Source organism: Vibrio sp. 03-59-1 (genome assembly GCF_013114135.1).
GTDB classification, from domain to species: Bacteria; Pseudomonadota; Gammaproteobacteria; order Enterobacterales; family Vibrionaceae; genus Vibrio; species Vibrio cortegadensis.
This window is the reverse complement of record NZ_VTYA01000004.1, coordinates 88,277-103,397: the sequence shown is the minus strand read 5'-3', so window position 1 is coordinate 103,397 and position 15,121 is coordinate 88,277. Positions and strand designations below refer to the sequence as shown.

The following is a 15,121-nucleotide window of genomic DNA, read 5'->3' as shown; positions in this document are numbered from 1 at the left end:
ATGGAAAAGCTTGCACGTAAACAAGTGCAGTCATTGACTCCTTACTTATCTGCGCGTCGAATTGGCGGCAGTGGGGATGTGTGGTTAAACGCAAATGAATCCCCGTTTGATAACGAATACAAAACCGACTTTTCACGCTTGAATCGTTATAGTGAATGTCAGCCTAAGGCTCTTATCGAAGCATATGCGGCTTATGCAGGTGTTAAACCTGAGCAAACACTGACCTCACGTGGGGCCGATGAAGGCATTGAGCTTTTGATTCGTGCTTTTTGTGAGCCGGGTGAGGATGCGATTCTGTTCTGCCCACCAACGTATGGAATGTACGCGATCAGTGCGGAAACATCTGGTGTTGAACAAAAAACAGTACCGCTTACGCAAGATTGGCAACTGGATATTAACGGTATCGAATCTAATTTAGAGTCAGTTAAATTAGTGTTTGTTTGTAGCCCTAATAATCCAACTGGAAACGTGATTAAGCGCGCTGATATCGTTCGTCTCCTTGAGATGACAAAAGATAAAGCTATCGTGGTCATGGATGAAGCGTATATCGATTTTTGTCCTGAAGTCTCAACGGTTGACTTACTTGAGCAATACCCGAATTTAGCGATTTTGCGTACGCTTTCCAAAGCTTTTGCTTTAGCGGGGTTACGTTGTGGGTTCACCCTCGCGAACAAAGAGATCATCGATGTTTTATTGAAAGTCATTGCGCCATACCCAGTTCCAGTTCCGGTTGCTGAGATAGCCATTCAAGCTTTATCTGAATCAGGATTGGCCCGTGCAAAATTTCAAGTATTGGATTTGAATGCAAACCGAGCTTATTTACAAGCAGGGCTGATGACCATTGCGGGTATCGAAATTTTCGAAGGGTGGGGCAATTACTTATTAGTGAAATTTAGTGATGGTGATGCGTTATTTAAAGCAGCATGGGAAAAAGGGATCATTTTAAGAAACTCCCCAATTAAAGACTGTGTTCGCATTAGTATTGGCAATCGAGAAGAGTGTGAGAAAACGGTTGGATTTATTCGTAACTATTACGCTGTCTAGATGATGATTTAAGAAAGTGGCGATATCGCTCGTTTCATGATTATTGAGGTTAGATTTTTAACCTTTAGCTTTATATTTAAAAGGAAGTTCCAGTGAGCAATCAACAAAAAATTCTATTTATTGATCGAGATGGCACCTTAATTGTTGAGCCGCCGATCGATTTTCAAGTTGACCGTTTAGATAAATTAAAACTTGAGCCCTTCGTGATTCCTAGCCTGCTTTCATTGCAGGAGGCGGGTTATCGATTAGTGATGGTGACTAATCAAGATGGCTTAGGGACAGACAGTTACCCTAAAGCGGATTTTGATGCCCCTCAAGATATGATGATGGAAATATTTGAGTCTCAAGGCGTTAAGTTTGACGATGTTTTAATCTGCCCGCACTTTGAAGAAGATAACTGCTCTTGCCGTAAGCCGAAATTGGGTATGGTTAAAGAGTACCTTCAAGGTGGCAAAGTCGATTTTAAACATTCAGTCGTGATTGGAGATCGCGCCACGGATTTAGCCCTAGCAGAAAATATGGCGATCCGAGGGATCCAATACAATCCAGAGTCGATGAACTGGAAAGATATCTTAAAAGACCTCACGGTGAACGCGAGAACCGCTGAAGTCATTAGAACCACTAAAGAGACGGATATTCGTGTTGCGGTCAATTTGGATGAATCTGGTGGTAATCAGATCGAGACGGGAATGGGCTTTTTTGATCACATGCTTGATCAAATCGCGACTCACGGTGGATTCCAGTTAAAGCTCAATGTGAAAGGTGATTTGCACATTGATGATCACCACACAATTGAAGATACAGCATTAGCGCTTGGTGAAGCGTTAAAAGAAGCGCTCGGAAGCAAGCGTGGCATAGGTCGATTTGGCTTTAGTTTGCCAATGGATGAGTGCTTGGCTCAGTGTGCTTTAGACTTGTCTGGACGCCCTTATCTTAAATTTGACGCAAAATTTAGCCGTGAGCAAGTTGGCGATCTTTCTACCGAAATGGTGGTGCACTTTTTCCGTTCGTTAACTGATACCTTAGCATGCACTCTGCACCTATCATCGACGGGTGACAACGATCACCACATCATTGAGAGCTTATTTAAAGCATTTGGCCGTACACTTCGCCAGGCGATTAAGGTCGAAGGGAATGAATTACCGAGCAGCAAAGGCGTGCTTTAACGAGGGAATGAATCATGCTTAATCAGAAAATTGTCATTATCGATACTGGTTGTGCCAACGTATCCTCAGTGAAATTTGCGATACAACGTTTGGGGTATGAAGTGGTGATTTCGAAAGATCCTGAAGTGGTCTTAGCCGCAGATAAGTTGTTTTTGCCAGGAGTCGGTACCGCAAGCGAAGCAATGAAAAACCTTGAGCAACGAGATCTAATCAGTTTAGTCAAACAAGTAGAAAAACCGCTGCTTGGGATCTGCTTAGGGATGCAGCTGTTAGGATGCCTCTCTCAAGAGAAAGGCCAGAAAGCAGATGCTCAAGTTGAGTGTTTAGGTTTGTGTTCTGGTGAAGTTCGTTTGATGGAAACGGGCGATTTGCCATTGCCACATATGGGGTGGAATACCGTGTCAGCATCTCAAGGGCACCCTTTATTCAAAGATATTGAAGAAGGCGAATACTTTTACTTTGTGCATAGCTTCGCCATGCCCGTTGGTGATTACACCATCGCTCGATGTGAATATGGCAACCCATTTACCGCTGCTTTGCAAAGTGATAATTACTATGGGGTTCAATTTCACCCAGAGCGTTCTTCAAAAGCAGGTTCGAAGCTGATACAAAACTTTTTAGAGCTGAGTTTTTAGAGATGAGTTTTTAGAGCTAAGTTTTTAGGGCTGTAGCCATACCGCATCTATGAGAAAGAAAAGGAATTTACATTGATCATTCCAGCATTAGATTTAATAGAAGGCCAAGTCGTTCGTTTGTTCCAAGGGGACTATGGTCAAGTAACAGAATACAAAGTGGATCCGGCTGAGCAGTTTAATCTGTATCACCAAGCAGGAGCGAACTGGCTTCATCTTGTCGATCTTACTGGCGCAAAAGATACCACTGCCCGCCAACTTGATTTGATCGCCACCTTGTTAGCCAGTACCCCAGCGAGTATTCAAATTGGTGGTGGCGTTCGCAACGAGCAAGATGTGGTGGATTTACTTGAAGCAGGCGCACAACGAGTCGTGGTGGGTTCAACGGCCGTTAAACAGCCTGAATTAGTTAAAGGTTGGATGACAAAATACGGAGCCGAGAAGATCGTACTCGCTCTCGATATCAATATTGATCAGCAAGGCGTACGTAAAGTTGCAATTTCAGGCTGGCAAGAAGATTCAGGCGTGACGATCGAAGCGTTGATCGATGATTATTTAACGGTTGGTTTGAAGCATGTGCTGTGCACGGATATTTCAAGAGACGGGACTTTAGAAGGCTCGAATGTCGAACTGTATGTTGATCTTTGTAAGCAATATCCACAAGTGCAATTTCAATCATCAGGCGGCATTGGATGCTTAGCGGACATTGAAGCTTTAAAAGGAAGTGGTGTCGCTGGCGTGATTGTTGGCCGTGCGCTTTTGGATGGTAAGTTTACCGCAGAGGAGGCGTTCTCATGTTGGCAAAGCGAATAGTACCGTGTCTCGATGTCCGAGATGGACAAGTGGTAAAGGGTGTTCAGTTCCGAAATCATGAAATTATTGGTGATATTGTTCCTTTGGCGCAGCGATACGCTGAAGAGGGGGCGGATGAGTTGGTCTTCTACGATATTACTGCATCGAGTGACGGCCGAGTGGTTGATAAAAGCTGGGTGGCACGTGTCGCGGAAGTGATTGATATTCCATTCTGTGTCGCGGGTGGCATTAAATCGGCTGAAGACGCATCTCGCATTTTAGAGTTTGGTGCAGACAAAGTCTCTATCAACTCGCCTGCGTTAGCAAACCCAGAGTTGATTACCAAGCTTGCTGATAAGTTTGGTGTTCAGTGTATTGTGGTTGGTATCGACTCCTATTTTGACAAAGAGACGGGAAAATATCAGGTATATCAATTTACCGGAGATGAAGCTCGAACTAAGGCTACTAACTGGGAAACCCGTGATTGGGTACAAGAAGTTCAAAAGCGTGGAGCAGGTGAAATCGTATTGAATATGATGAACCAAGATGGTGTTCGTAACGGTTATGATATCGAGCAACTTAATATGGTTCGTGAAGTTTGTGGCGTGCCGCTTATTGCTTCTGGCGGAGCTGGAGCGATGGAACACTTTGCACAAGCGTACAAAAAGGCCAATGTGGATGGGGCACTTGCAGCCTCAGTCTTTCATAAGCAAGTCATCAATATTGGCGAATTGAAACAGTATTTGAAACAACAAGGCGTGGAGATACGTTTATGAGCGATCAATTTCAGCAACAGTGGCAACAACAGGACGTAGCATCGCTTTCGGATCGTATCGATTGGGAAAAAGTTGGAGGGTTGGTTCCCGCGATTGTGCAGGACTTTACCTCAAGCCAAGTGCTTATGATGGGTTACATGAACACTGAAGCATTGGCTAAAACTGGGCAAACGGGTCAGGTCACCTTCTTTTCTCGAACGAAAGAGCGTTTATGGACCAAAGGTGAAACGTCTGGCAACGTACTGCAATTGAAGAATATCTCATTAGATTGTGACAACGATACTCTACTTGTGAAAGTTTCACCAATTGGCCCTACTTGCCATACAGGCACGACAACCTGTTGGGATTCAGACAAACAAGAAGAATCCCAAATGGTTTGGCTTCATCAACTTGAGCAGTTATTGGCTGCCCGCAAGGACGCCGATCCTGACTCTTCTTATACTGCCAGCCTTTATGCCCGTGGCACCAAGCGTATTTCGCAGAAAGTGGGGGAAGAAGGTGTTGAAGTCGCGCTTGCGGCGACGTCGGGTGATAAGGCGGAGTTAGTGTGTGAATCGGCTGATTTGATTTATCACTTGCTTGTTTTACTGCAAGATCAAGGTTTATCGATGAATGATGTGATTAATAAATTAAAAGAGCGACACAAATAATTTTTCAGGCTTGAATCTCATTTTTATTCGTACTGATTCGCTCCGTTTTTCTATTCGGAGCGAATTTTTTGTTTGTTGAGGAGGGCTAACCGCAACACTTCTTAAACTTTTTACCACTGCCACAGATGCATGGATCATTTCGTCCGATCTTGAAATTTTCAACCGTCTGATTTAAACGTGGATCGCTAGGCTGCTGGGGCTCTGTGTTATTAGGCTCATGGGGCTGATCTTGGACTTCTGGAAATTCCCCATCAATGTAATACCAAAGGTCGTTCTCTTTTAAAAAGCGAGACTTTTCTGATAAACAGAGCTGTTCACCATCTTCGTTTAGGTAAGCTTTAAATTCTACAAAGCCCTCATTTTCATCCTTACCCATTGAAGTTGAAATTACTTCAAGTTTACACCAGTCACTATCAATTGAATCTGCAATGCCTTCGCGTTGCTCTTGAGCGTTGCAACTTGGGTGATAAGTATCGACGACGTAATCGACGAGACCCAACACATGAGCCGAGTAACGTGAACGCATTAACTGTTCTGGCGTTGTGACATCAGCATGATGCTTATGAGCAATTTCACAGCAGCTTGAATAAGGTTTATTCGTTCCACATGGGCATGAAGACATGATTTATTCCTGATAATAAAATGACCTCAACAGAGGTCATCTAAAATATGTGAGTGGTGTAGTTGTACTGAGTGCGTTGGTTAATGCTGCATGGGGGACATTAAATCTTGTGACCATGCGACCGCTTCATCACAGCATTGGGCAAGTTGCTCTTCGCTGATACCGAGTTGTTCTCGCAAGAGAAGTGTCTTATCCCACTGTGCTTTTTCATACGCAGTGATCAAGGATAAGAGGTTACCCAGTAAACCTTCTTGCTTCGTGAGGGCGAGTCTTATCTCATCGTCAATTGGGATAGAGTCTATTAATTGATCCAGCGGGTGATCGAGCAGAGAATCAAGCAACGAAAACATACCCGTTAGAAACGCTTGCCCACGAAGATCGTCATTTTGTGTGTCTAGTTTTAGTGATAACAACTCACACAATCTGGCGCGTTGAATCGCGAGTCCATAAAGAGAATCGGGTTTACGCTCTTGAGTTGACGCAATGGCAACGAAAGAGACAAACTGTCTCAGTTTCTGTTCACCCAAATAGACGAGTGCTTGTCTAAAAGACTTGATACTCGTAGTAATCATATGATTTGAGTTTACGTAAGTGAGCAATTTAAACGATAACGTCACATCACACGACAGTAATCTTTCTACTTCAGCAAAGTTAATGGGCTCAACCGCGATCTCTTTACATAACTGAACAATCGTAATGAAATTTGGATTCATCGCTTTACGCTGAATCATCTCCGGCTTACTGAAGAAATAACCTTGAAAGTAATGGAATCCAGCTTTTTTTGCCTCTTCATACTCTTCGTAGGTTTCCACTTTTTCAGCTAAAAATTTGATTTTAGTATTGGCAAGTCGCTGGATGAAAACCGCTGACTTCTCAATTGAAACTTGGCGAATATCGAATTTGATAATAGAGATGTAAGGTAAAAATCGAACCCAAGCTTTACTTGGAATAAAATCATCAAGTGCGAGCTTGTACCCCATTGAAGCCAGCTTCTTAATGGCTTCAAATAGTTCATCATCAGGCTCACAGTCTTCAAGGATCTCAACAATTAAGTTGTGATTTGGAAAAAGAGAAGGAACCAGGTTCACTAAACTTTGATATGGAAAATTTACGAATCCAAGTTTCGTGCCCAACATGCTGTAGTGAGTCGTTAAAAAATGATCAGACAATAACCTGCTGGTTGCGAGGTTAGGGTCGATTTCAGGAAAGGTATTTTTAGGACCGTCTCTAAACAGCAGTTCATAACCGATCGTTTTCTTATCTATGTCTAAGATAGGCTGGCGTGCTACGTAGGTATACTTCAATGTCGAATCGCGTTCGGTTAAGATTATAATGATTTATGATAGCGTTTTTTAGTAAAAATTCTATGTTTCAGTCGAGGAAAATAAAATAAAAAGCGCAATCTTAACTAATTAACCTGAAAAGGGTCTTTCTTGTAGTTCAAAACCCTGCGCGTTTAGTACAAGAACTGAGCCCTGGGTATACCAATCACCAAGAACAATACGAGTTTTTGTACCTTGTGATGTTTGCAAGGAATGAATATTTGGTCTGTGGGTATGCCCATGAATCATCAAATCAACATTATTATGATCGAGCACTTTTTCAACTTCGCTTTGCGTCACATCCATGATATCCAAAGACTTAGTCTGCTTATCTCCTTTGATATCGGACTGCACCTTCGCAACGATTTTTTTCTTAATAAAAAATGGGATTCTATTGAAAACAAACTGTAACCACGGTTGATGTACTTTTTCCCGAAAAGCGAGATATTTCACATCTTCAGTACAAAGGGTATCACCATGCAGTACCACAGCCTTATTTCCATAAAGATCAATGACGGAGACTTCATCTAATAGCGTGACACCCGTCTGTTTAGCAAATCGCTTACCGACTAAAAAATCTCGATTTCCTTGAGTGAAGTAGCAAGGTACGCCAGAGTCGACTAACTGTCGAAACGCTGCGCGAATATCCGATGCGAATGTCGAAGTATCATCGTCACCCACCCAAAACTCGAATAGATCACCTAAGACATAGAGGGCATCGGCATGGATCGCTTCCTCACGCATAAAGGTATAGAAACATTCAGTGATATCTGGACGCTGGGGAGTAAGGTGAAGATCGGAGATAAATAGAGTATTCATAGTATAAAAAAGGGGAGTAATAAATACGCCCCAGTTCCTATTGTTTTGTATCGAATGTATTAAACCGAATTACGCTTCGATTGTTGTACCAGTGATGATCACTTCTTCTAGTGGTACATCTTGGTGCATACCCATAGTACCAGTGCTAACACCTTTGATCTTGTTAACAATATCCATGCCTTCAACAACTTCAGCGAATACACAGTAACCCCAACCATCACGGCTCTCTGAGCGGAAGTTTAGGAAAGCGTTGTCGTTTACGTTGATGAAGAACTGAGAGCTTGCAGAATGTGGTTCCATCGTACGAGCCATTGCTAACGTACCAACTTTGTTTGCAAGGCCGTTATTTGCTTCGTTCTTGATAGTCGCACGAGTTGTTTTTTCTTTAAGGCCAGAAGTCATGCCGCCGCCTTGGATCATGAAACCATCGATAACACGGTGGAAAAGCGTGTTGTCGTAAAAACCATCACGGCAGTACTGTAGAAAGTTTGCGCTAGTTTCTGGTGCTTTTTCTTCGTTTAGTTGAACTTTGATGTCACCAAAATTTGTGTGAAGGATGATCATGATTGTTACCTTACTGTGTTTTTTAATATGAGGTCGGGATTCTAGCCTAAGTCGAGCCACATTCAAATGGTGAAATGTCACGTTAAGTGCTTAGGATCGCGGAAATTGGTGTTACCTAATAAGGACGGAGTTGATATACTGCGAGCTTATTATGTTCCATGTACTGTTTCACATACTAATTATAGATAGAGATCATGCTAAAAATATATAACACACTCACAAGACAAAAAGAGGAATTCAAACCAATTACTGCTGGCAAAATCGGCATGTATGTCTGTGGGGTAACCATCTACGATCTCTGTCACATTGGCCATGGTCGTACATTCGTTTCATTTGATGTTGTTTCTCGTTACCTTCGTTACTTGGGTTACGACCTAACGTTCGTTCGTAATATCACTGACATTGATGACAAGATCATTAAGCGTGCAGCTGAAAACGGAGAGTCTTGCGATTCTTTAACAGAGCGACTGATTGGTGAGATGCATCAAGATTTCGATTCATTGAACATGAAGCGTCCGGATGTTGAGCCACGAGCAACGGACTTTATTCAAGAGATTGTTGCATTAGTTGAAAAGCTTATCGAGCGTGGTTTTGCATACGTTGCTAGTAATGGCGACGTGATGTTTGAAGTAAAAAAATACGATGAATACGGCAAGCTATCAAAGCAAGATCTTGATCAATTACAAGCGGGTGCTCGTGTTGACATCGAAAGTGCGAAACGTAGCCCACTTGACTTTGTTTTGTGGAAAATGTCTAAACCGGGTGAACCAACATGGGAATCACCATGGGGACCAGGCCGCCCAGGTTGGCACATTGAATGTTCAGCAATGAATTCATCGATTTTAGGTAACCATTTTGATATTCACGGTGGCGGTTCTGACTTGCAGTTCCCACACCATGAAAATGAGATTGCACAGTCATGCTGCGCCCATGGTACTCAATATGTGAATACTTGGATGCATAGCGGCATGGTGATGGTTGATCGTGAAAAAATGTCAAAGTCACTAGGCAATTTCTTTACAATTCGTGACGTGCTAAATCACTATGATCCTGAGACTGTTCGCTACTTCTTAATGTCTGGTCATTACCGTAGCCAGTTGAACTACAGCGAAGAGAACTTAAACCAAGCACGTGCTTCACTTGAACGCCTATACACAGCTTTACGTGGTTTAGATTTATCAGCGGCTCCTGCTGGTGGTGAAGAGTACGTAACTCGTTTCTCTGCAGCTATGAATGATGACTTTAATACACCTGAAGCTTATTCTGTGCTATTCGACATGGCTCGCGATATTAACCGTATCAAAGCGGAGAGTGTTGAGAAAGCAAGTGGTTTGGGCGCATTGATGCGTGAACTTGCGGATGTGATCGGCATTCTTCATCAAGAGCCTGAAGCATTCTTAAAGGGTGATGCTGGAAGTGATGATGAAGTTGCGGAAATTGAAGCATTAATTAAGCTACGTAATGATTCTCGCGCTTCAAAAGATTGGGCGAATGCTGATATGGCGCGTGATAAGCTTAATGAGATGGGCATTGAGCTAGAAGATGGTGCGGATGGCACCACTTGGCGACGTAAGTAATAAACAATTTAAAAAGGGCTGTTTTTCAGCCCTTTTTTATAAATAAATTTTTTAATTATTAGACAGGAATATCTCTGTGGCTCAGATGTATTTTTACTACTCGGCAATGAACGCGGGTAAATCAACAACACTTCTACAATCTTCATTTAATTATCAAGAACGCGGAATGAATCCAGTCATTTTTACTGCTGCTCTCGATAATCGCTATGGTGTAGGTAAAGTCAGCTCACGAATTGGACTTCAATCAGAAGCTCAGCTATTTCAAGCGGACACCAACCTCTTTGATGCCATTCAATTATTGAATAGTGAAGAGAAGCGCCATTGTGTGCTGATCGATGAGTGTCAATTCCTTTCTAAAGAGCAAGTTTATCAGCTCACTGAGGTCGTGGATAAATTGCATATCCCCGTTTTATGTTACGGGTTAAGAACTGACTTTTTAGGTGAACTTTTTGAAGGAAGTAAGTATTTACTATCTTGGGCTGATAAGTTAGTTGAATTGAAAACAATTTGTCACTGTGGTCGTAAAGCAAATATGGTTATTCGTACCGATGAACACGGTGTCGCGATAGCCGAAGGAGATCAAGTAGCCATAGGTGGGAATGACAAGTATGTGTCAGTTTGTCGCCAGCACTACAAAGAAGCTTTGGGCCGCTAGAACACAACGTTAGGTGACATGCTTCAATCTCTATTTAGCTAGAGAGTTAATTCCTACTCTCTAGCTAAAAAATGCGATGAAAAATTATGCTTCAGATTCTGCCTCAACATTCCCGCTTCTGTTTCCTCTCATTTACGACATAAACGCTCGACCTCAACCACTGTGCAGATCACAACGCATCAAGGGTGTGGTTGAAATGGAATTGATAGCCCAAGTCCATCAACTTCTTCGATGAAATTCTTTTATCGGCAGTATTCACAATGTTCGGCAGCTTTTCGGTTGAGCCAACAGCATTGAGTGCAGCTTGGTAGAATTCAGCTTTGCTGACGGTTTCTGGGCAGGTTGCATTAACGATCTGATTACTTAAATGAGTCAAAGTGAATATTACGCTATCAATAGCATCCTCAAGGTGAAGCATATTGGCTGGGGCGGCTTGGCTGACCTGTTTAAGTTTGCTGGCAAAACGTGAAGGATGACGATTCGGTCCGATTAAACCGCTGCATCGAACAATGTCGAATTTAATGCCAGAATCAATCACATACTGCTCAGCTTGCAGCATGATTAACGCTGAATTGGAGAAGTGTGGGGCGGTTTGAGACAGTTTTAGCGACGCATCCTCCTCTGTCATCGTGGTATGAGTTGCCGGGTAAACCGTGGTTGAGCTAATCATGATGATCTTTTGTACATTCGCCTCTTTCGCTGCTTGGGTTAAATACTTCCAGCGTAGAGCGTACTCCTCGCCGTTACCAGAACGAAACCCCGGTGGAAAACTGCCGATCAAAATATCACATTGTTGCGTCTGTAGATGGTGAACCAGTTGTTTATAATCGGAAGATAAATTGGATTCAGGAAGCAAGCAGACAAATCCACGAAGGTCACTCTCGGCCAGTGTCTCGACTCCAGTTTGCTGGGTTTTACTTGCGAAGACTTGGTGGCCTAGTCGTTTAAGGCGCAGTGCAAGGGGTTGGCCTAACCAGCCTGCACCGAGTATAGAAATAGTGCTCATTTTTCTTCCTTTTTAAGTAATGTTCGAAGCATTTGCCGCGCACATTTGTGCATTGGTTCATTACTTTTGTTTTGATGCTGGATCACGTCTACATTGGCAAACCAAGTTAAGTTTTCAAATTCAACAGGCACTCGGATCAGGTTTGATTTAAGAGATGGATCCTCAGCGAGATGAGAAGGGAGCAAACACCAACCCAAACCACTTTTAGCCATTTCAAAAAGCATATAGTAGTTGTCTGTATACCATATGTCTGGGCTATGTGCTTGGTGGAAGCTGCTCTGTTTAGAGTCTCTTGAGCTAATCAGCAATTGTCGATGTAGCCGCAGCATATCTATATGAGGTGCAACCTCTTGAGCTAAAGGGTGAGTATTAGAGACGTAAACATCAAAGGCAATCGAACCTACAGATTCAAAATCGATACAACTTGGCATTGATAATTCACTAAAAATGATGCCTGTTGTCGCCTGTCCTGATTGAACCATTTCAATAATATCAATGCTGGTCGCACTTAAGAGTTCAACTGAAAGCTGAGGATATTCATGATGAAGATCTTTGAGAATCGTTGTGATTTTTTGCAACGGGATCCCTTCATCTACTGCGATTACCAAAGTAGATGAGTAATGGTCCGTTAATGTATCAATCTTCCCAATTAGCCTTTTATGCTGAATAAGAGTGGCACTGGCATAGGGAGCAAGCTTTTTACCCTCTTCAGTCAATATTGGGTAGCGCCCAGATCGATCAAATAGCTCACAACCGCAATCAATCTCAAGATTAATGACATGTTGGCTGACGGCAGATTGTGCTTTTCCCAGTTTTCTTGCTGCGGCAGAGAACGAGCCTGTATCAATAGTTGCTTGGAAGGCTTCAAGTTGCTCAATACTAAACATATCGCTTTTCCAGATGGTATCTAATTATCTACTATCCGAATTATAGATGATAATACAGGCATTGAAACCACTGAAATCAATGGAATAAGAGAATGACAAATAAAGAAAGAATTTTTCATGCCGTTACATTTGAATGTATCGCATTGGCGCTGATTATCCCAGGAGCAGCACTCGCCACTGGAAATGCTGCTGGTGACTTAGCGATTGTCGGTGTTGCTCTTAGCCTATTTACCGTCGTGTGGAACTATATTTTTAATGTAATGTTTGACCGAATGTTTGGAAATAACAGAACAGAAAGGAGCTTAGGAATTAGAGTCGGGCATAGCATTGCATTCGAAGGTGGTTTGATTTTTGTCACGGTGCCAACTATTGCATGGTATTTAGACATGAGCATATTGAACGCACTTGCGCTTGAAGCTGGATTCTTAGTGTTCTTTTTCTTTTACACTATGGTGTTCAATTGGGGATACGATAAATACCAACCCTTTAAAAAATTGGCATTTGCCATTAAATAATGAAGATTGGTCAGATACAAAAACAGGGCAGCCCGTTAGGTTTGCCCTGTTTCGCGTTTAACTATTTTTTCTACGATGCGCTTAAGATACGTAGAACTTTATCTGCACTCTCTGCTGCTTCAATGCCTTCGTCAGTTAGGTAACCACCGTCTGGCAAAGTACATAAGTTTTTGCTGTAAAGACGTGCTACCGCGCCTTTTACTTCGTCAGATGCTTCGGCATGAACTTTGATCCCAGTTGCTGCGCTGCTTAGGTCAAATTGAAGAAGTAAGTTTAGTTCTGCGATGTGCTGTTCTGAGAATTTCATCTGAATACCTTTATTATTGATTTTCTACTTCCGTCACAATAAGTGCAGCGATATATATCTGCAATCATAATATCGAAAAAATGCCACATAACGCTAAATTGGCGCAGAATTGAACGGTCGATGAGTATAAATAGACCATGATGTGGTTAAATATTATTCATGCAACTTATGAACGGTTGTGGTCGTGAGCCTGCTTATATTATTATGGTTTAGTAATCACTCCAATAATAAATAAGATCTACCCAACGGAGTCGGAACAAGGATAGTATCTAAACGTAGCAGTAGTTAGGAATAATAATGAAAATCACAAAAACAGCAGTCGCTCTTTGTATGATTCTGGGTGTTTCGGGATGCCAAAGTACATCAGAATCAGTTGGAAGTAAGAGTGAAACTAACCAAGAAGGTGTCGAGCTGTTTACATCGGCATTTGAAGTATCACAAGCCCAATACCAAAAGTGGGAAACAGAGCTTCAAGGTTTCGAAGGCTTAAAAATCTATGCACCAGAAAATTTTTCTGAACTTAATTCTGCATGGAAAGAAGCGAGCGAGATTTATCAAGAATTACGAGTGGAACCAAGTAAAATAAATAAAAGCTATTCCATGTTTTCGAGTGAAACTTATGCTGAAGCTTTAACTGAACAGCTATCTATTGTTGAAGCTAGCTATCAAGCGTTGACTGCACTGAAAGCAAAGGCGGATACCATTTTAGCTGATGCAATAGCGCAGATGGATTACCTTGAAACAATCGAAGCGGACAAAATCTACAACCGTCAATTTAATTCACTTTATCGTAAATATAAGGCGTTATTTGAATACGTTGTAGTTGATGAGTTAGAAGAAGCTCAAGAGGCCCAAGTTGAGTTTCTGAATCAAGCTAAATCACTTGAAATTAAAGTGGTACAGAAAAAATTTATTCAACCATTAAAAGTGCGCTTAGTTCAATTAAGAAAAAATGACTTGAACGACATTGCTGTCACCAGCTTTGCTACTGCGGCTGCTCAAATAAAGCTTGCTGAAAGCACAGTGACGGCAAATCCAAGAGATTTAAAAAGCATTGAAGGCGCAGTTGCGGCAGCAAACTTTGAGTTAGAGCATGTAAAAAATGTGGCTCACCAAGTTAAATTATTGGCGAGTGTTGAAGATGAACATTTTGAACCCGCCGTTCTGGAAATAGAAAATCGTTTACTGGCAATATCTAAGGCTGTGGATGGTTCTGATTATAGAGATCAGGTTTTACGTGTTCAGGCTAAGAAGATTGTTGCAAGTATAGAAAGCTTGCATAATGAGGATCAGACAGAGTCATTACAAAAACAACTTAAAGCGTTAACGAGCGAGTTAGCGGAAGCTAAGTTACAAAATGAACGTAACGTCACTCTCTTAGCAGAGCAAGTGAAACAGAAAGATCTATTAACATCACAAGTGTCTCGCAGTGAAGCTCATATACAGAGTTTAGAAGAGCTTGTTGCGAATTTTAAGAGCCAAGCGGCACAAACAAAGCCTGAAGCGGAAGCGATACCGGCAGACAGTGCAGTGAACGCTCAAGAAGATGCGCCACTTGAAACAGAAGTTCAACAAATTGTAGAAACGCCTCTTAGTGAAGAGGTTGCTGTGACGCCTAGTGTTGATCTGTTGCCTAAAACATCAAAGGTGGCTAAAGAGATAGTGGCACCTTCAATATAACATCTTGTTATTGATCAATTGATTACGGCACCTTTATGGTGCCGTTTTTATTTCTATTGAGATATTTTTATAATATTTAAAATGAGATATAAGACCGCAAATAAACA

General features: G+C 42.0%; 17 protein-coding genes. 10 read left to right on the top strand and 7 right to left on the bottom strand.

Features of this window, described 5'->3' with window-relative positions:
- From hisC to hisIE, 6 genes are all read left to right on the top strand, one after another.
- Positions 1–1,044, top strand: a complete 1,044-nt coding sequence (gene hisC / locus F0249_RS05280) for a histidinol-phosphate transaminase (RefSeq protein ID WP_171756067.1) — start codon at positions 1–3, stop codon at positions 1,042–1,044.
- A gap of 92 nt (positions 1,045–1,136) precedes the next feature.
- A complete protein-coding gene (hisB, locus tag F0249_RS05275; protein ID WP_113795953.1) occupies positions 1,137–2,210 on the top strand; it encodes a bifunctional histidinol-phosphatase/imidazoleglycerol-phosphate dehydratase HisB in 1,074 nt (357 codons plus the stop codon).
- A 14-nt stretch (positions 2,211–2,224) separates the two neighbouring features.
- Positions 2,225–2,845, top strand: a complete 621-nt coding sequence (gene hisH, locus F0249_RS05270) for an imidazole glycerol phosphate synthase subunit HisH (RefSeq protein WP_171756066.1) — start codon at positions 2,225–2,227, stop codon at positions 2,843–2,845.
- 72 nt (positions 2,846–2,917) lie between these two features.
- On the top strand, positions 2,918–3,655 hold the full coding sequence (gene hisA / locus F0249_RS05265; RefSeq protein ID WP_017054705.1) for a 1-(5-phosphoribosyl)-5-[(5-phosphoribosylamino)methylideneamino]imidazole-4-carboxamide isomerase: 738 nt from the start codon (positions 2,918–2,920) through the stop codon (positions 3,653–3,655).
- A complete protein-coding gene (gene hisF, locus F0249_RS05260; RefSeq protein WP_017054706.1) occupies positions 3,637–4,410 on the top strand; it encodes an imidazole glycerol phosphate synthase subunit HisF in 774 nt (257 codons plus the stop codon). The genes hisA and hisF overlap by 19 nt, the downstream gene beginning before the upstream one ends.
- A complete protein-coding gene (gene hisIE / locus F0249_RS05255) occupies positions 4,407–5,060 on the top strand; it encodes a bifunctional phosphoribosyl-AMP cyclohydrolase/phosphoribosyl-ATP diphosphatase HisIE (RefSeq protein ID WP_017054707.1) in 654 nt (217 codons plus the stop codon). The genes hisF and hisIE overlap by 4 nt, the downstream gene beginning before the upstream one ends.
- An 85-nt stretch (positions 5,061–5,145) precedes the next feature.
- Here hisIE and F0249_RS05250 read toward each other — a convergent pair whose 3' ends face one another.
- The 4 genes from F0249_RS05250 to F0249_RS05235 form a co-directional block, all read right to left on the bottom strand.
- Positions 5,146–5,685 carry a YchJ family protein gene (locus F0249_RS05250; RefSeq protein ID WP_136995643.1) on the bottom strand — a complete coding sequence of 180 codons (540 nt, stop codon included), beginning with the start codon at positions 5,683–5,685 and terminating at the stop codon, positions 5,146–5,148.
- A 77-nt stretch (positions 5,686–5,762) separates the two neighbouring features.
- A complete protein-coding gene (locus F0249_RS05245) occupies positions 5,763–6,986 on the bottom strand; it encodes an EAL and HDOD domain-containing protein (protein ID WP_017054709.1) in 1,224 nt (407 codons plus the stop codon).
- A gap of 108 nt (positions 6,987–7,094) precedes the next feature.
- The gene (gene lpxH, locus F0249_RS05240; protein WP_136995645.1) at positions 7,095–7,823 is read right to left on the bottom strand and encodes a UDP-2,3-diacylglucosamine diphosphatase; all 729 of its coding nucleotides are present in this window, start codon (positions 7,821–7,823) and stop codon (positions 7,095–7,097) included.
- 69 nt (positions 7,824–7,892) lie between these two features.
- On the bottom strand, positions 7,893–8,387 hold the full coding sequence (locus F0249_RS05235; protein WP_017054711.1) for a peptidylprolyl isomerase: 495 nt from the start codon (positions 8,385–8,387) through the stop codon (positions 7,893–7,895).
- A gap of 194 nt (positions 8,388–8,581) precedes the next feature.
- Between F0249_RS05235 and cysS the strand changes: the two genes are divergently transcribed.
- Together cysS and F0249_RS05225 are read left to right on the top strand one after the other, a co-directional pair.
- The gene (gene cysS / locus F0249_RS05230; RefSeq protein ID WP_017054712.1) at positions 8,582–9,964 is read left to right on the top strand and encodes a cysteine--tRNA ligase; all 1,383 of its coding nucleotides are present in this window, start codon (positions 8,582–8,584) and stop codon (positions 9,962–9,964) included.
- 76 nt (positions 9,965–10,040) lie between these two features.
- Entirely contained in the window at positions 10,041–10,619 is a 579-nt protein-coding gene (locus F0249_RS05225) for a thymidine kinase (protein WP_017054713.1), read from the top strand.
- A 169-nt stretch (positions 10,620–10,788) separates the two neighbouring features.
- On the opposite strand, the gene F0249_RS05220 is transcribed toward F0249_RS05225, so the two are convergent.
- On the bottom strand, positions 10,789–11,625 hold the full coding sequence (locus F0249_RS05220; protein ID WP_171756065.1) for an NAD-dependent epimerase/dehydratase family protein: 837 nt from the start codon (positions 11,623–11,625) through the stop codon (positions 10,789–10,791).
- Positions 11,622–12,512: a LysR family transcriptional regulator gene (locus F0249_RS05215; RefSeq protein ID WP_171756064.1), complete on the bottom strand. Its 891-nt coding sequence runs from the start codon at positions 12,510–12,512 to the stop codon at positions 11,622–11,624. The genes F0249_RS05220 and F0249_RS05215 overlap by 4 nt, the downstream gene beginning before the upstream one ends.
- Positions 12,513–12,604: 92 nt before the next feature.
- Here F0249_RS05215 and F0249_RS05210 point away from each other — a divergent pair, with 92 nt between their 5' ends.
- Positions 12,605–13,027, top strand: coding sequence for a PACE efflux transporter (locus F0249_RS05210; protein WP_113795958.1), 423 nt, complete (start codon positions 12,605–12,607; stop codon positions 13,025–13,027).
- Positions 13,028–13,097: 70 nt separating this feature from the next.
- Here the strand turns inward: F0249_RS05210 and F0249_RS05205 are convergent, their stop codons facing one another.
- Positions 13,098–13,334, bottom strand: a complete 237-nt coding sequence (locus F0249_RS05205) for a TIGR02647 family protein (protein WP_017054717.1) — start codon at positions 13,332–13,334, stop codon at positions 13,098–13,100.
- A gap of 297 nt (positions 13,335–13,631) precedes the next feature.
- On the opposite strand from F0249_RS05205, the gene F0249_RS05200 reads away from it, so the two are divergent.
- Entirely contained in the window at positions 13,632–15,014 is a 1,383-nt protein-coding gene (locus F0249_RS05200; RefSeq protein WP_171756063.1) for a hypothetical protein, read from the top strand.
- Positions 15,015–15,121: the final 107 nt, after the last annotated feature.

What these genes read in the sequence shown, in the direction of transcription:
- hisC (WP_171756067.1), top strand. Translation starts at nt 1, where the DNA reads ATGGAAAAGCTTGCACGTAAACAAGTGCAGTCATTGACTCCTTACTTA.
- hisH (WP_171756066.1), top strand. Translation starts at nt 2,225, where the DNA reads ATGCTTAATCAGAAAATTGTCATTATCGATACTGGTTGTGCCAACGTA.
- hisF (WP_017054706.1), top strand. Translation starts at nt 3,637, where the DNA reads ATGTTGGCAAAGCGAATAGTACCGTGTCTCGATGTCCGAGATGGACAA.
- hisIE (WP_017054707.1), top strand. Translation starts at nt 4,407, where the DNA reads ATGAGCGATCAATTTCAGCAACAGTGGCAACAACAGGACGTAGCATCG.
- lpxH (WP_136995645.1), bottom strand. Translation starts at nt 7,823, where the DNA reads ATGAATACTCTATTTATCTCCGATCTTCACCTTACTCCCCAGCGTCCA.
- F0249_RS05235 (WP_017054711.1), bottom strand. Translation starts at nt 8,387, where the DNA reads ATGATCATCCTTCACACAAATTTTGGTGACATCAAAGTTCAACTAAAC.
- cysS (WP_017054712.1), top strand. Translation starts at nt 8,582, where the DNA reads ATGCTAAAAATATATAACACACTCACAAGACAAAAAGAGGAATTCAAA.
- F0249_RS05220 (WP_171756065.1), bottom strand. Translation starts at nt 11,625, where the DNA reads ATGAGCACTATTTCTATACTCGGTGCAGGCTGGTTAGGCCAACCCCTT.
- F0249_RS05215 (WP_171756064.1), bottom strand. Translation starts at nt 12,512, where the DNA reads ATGTTTAGTATTGAGCAACTTGAAGCCTTCCAAGCAACTATTGATACA.
- F0249_RS05210 (WP_113795958.1), top strand. Translation starts at nt 12,605, where the DNA reads ATGACAAATAAAGAAAGAATTTTTCATGCCGTTACATTTGAATGTATC.
- F0249_RS05205 (WP_017054717.1), bottom strand. Translation starts at nt 13,334, where the DNA reads ATGAAATTCTCAGAACAGCACATCGCAGAACTAAACTTACTTCTTCAA.
- F0249_RS05200 (WP_171756063.1), top strand. Translation starts at nt 13,632, where the DNA reads ATGAAAATCACAAAAACAGCAGTCGCTCTTTGTATGATTCTGGGTGTT.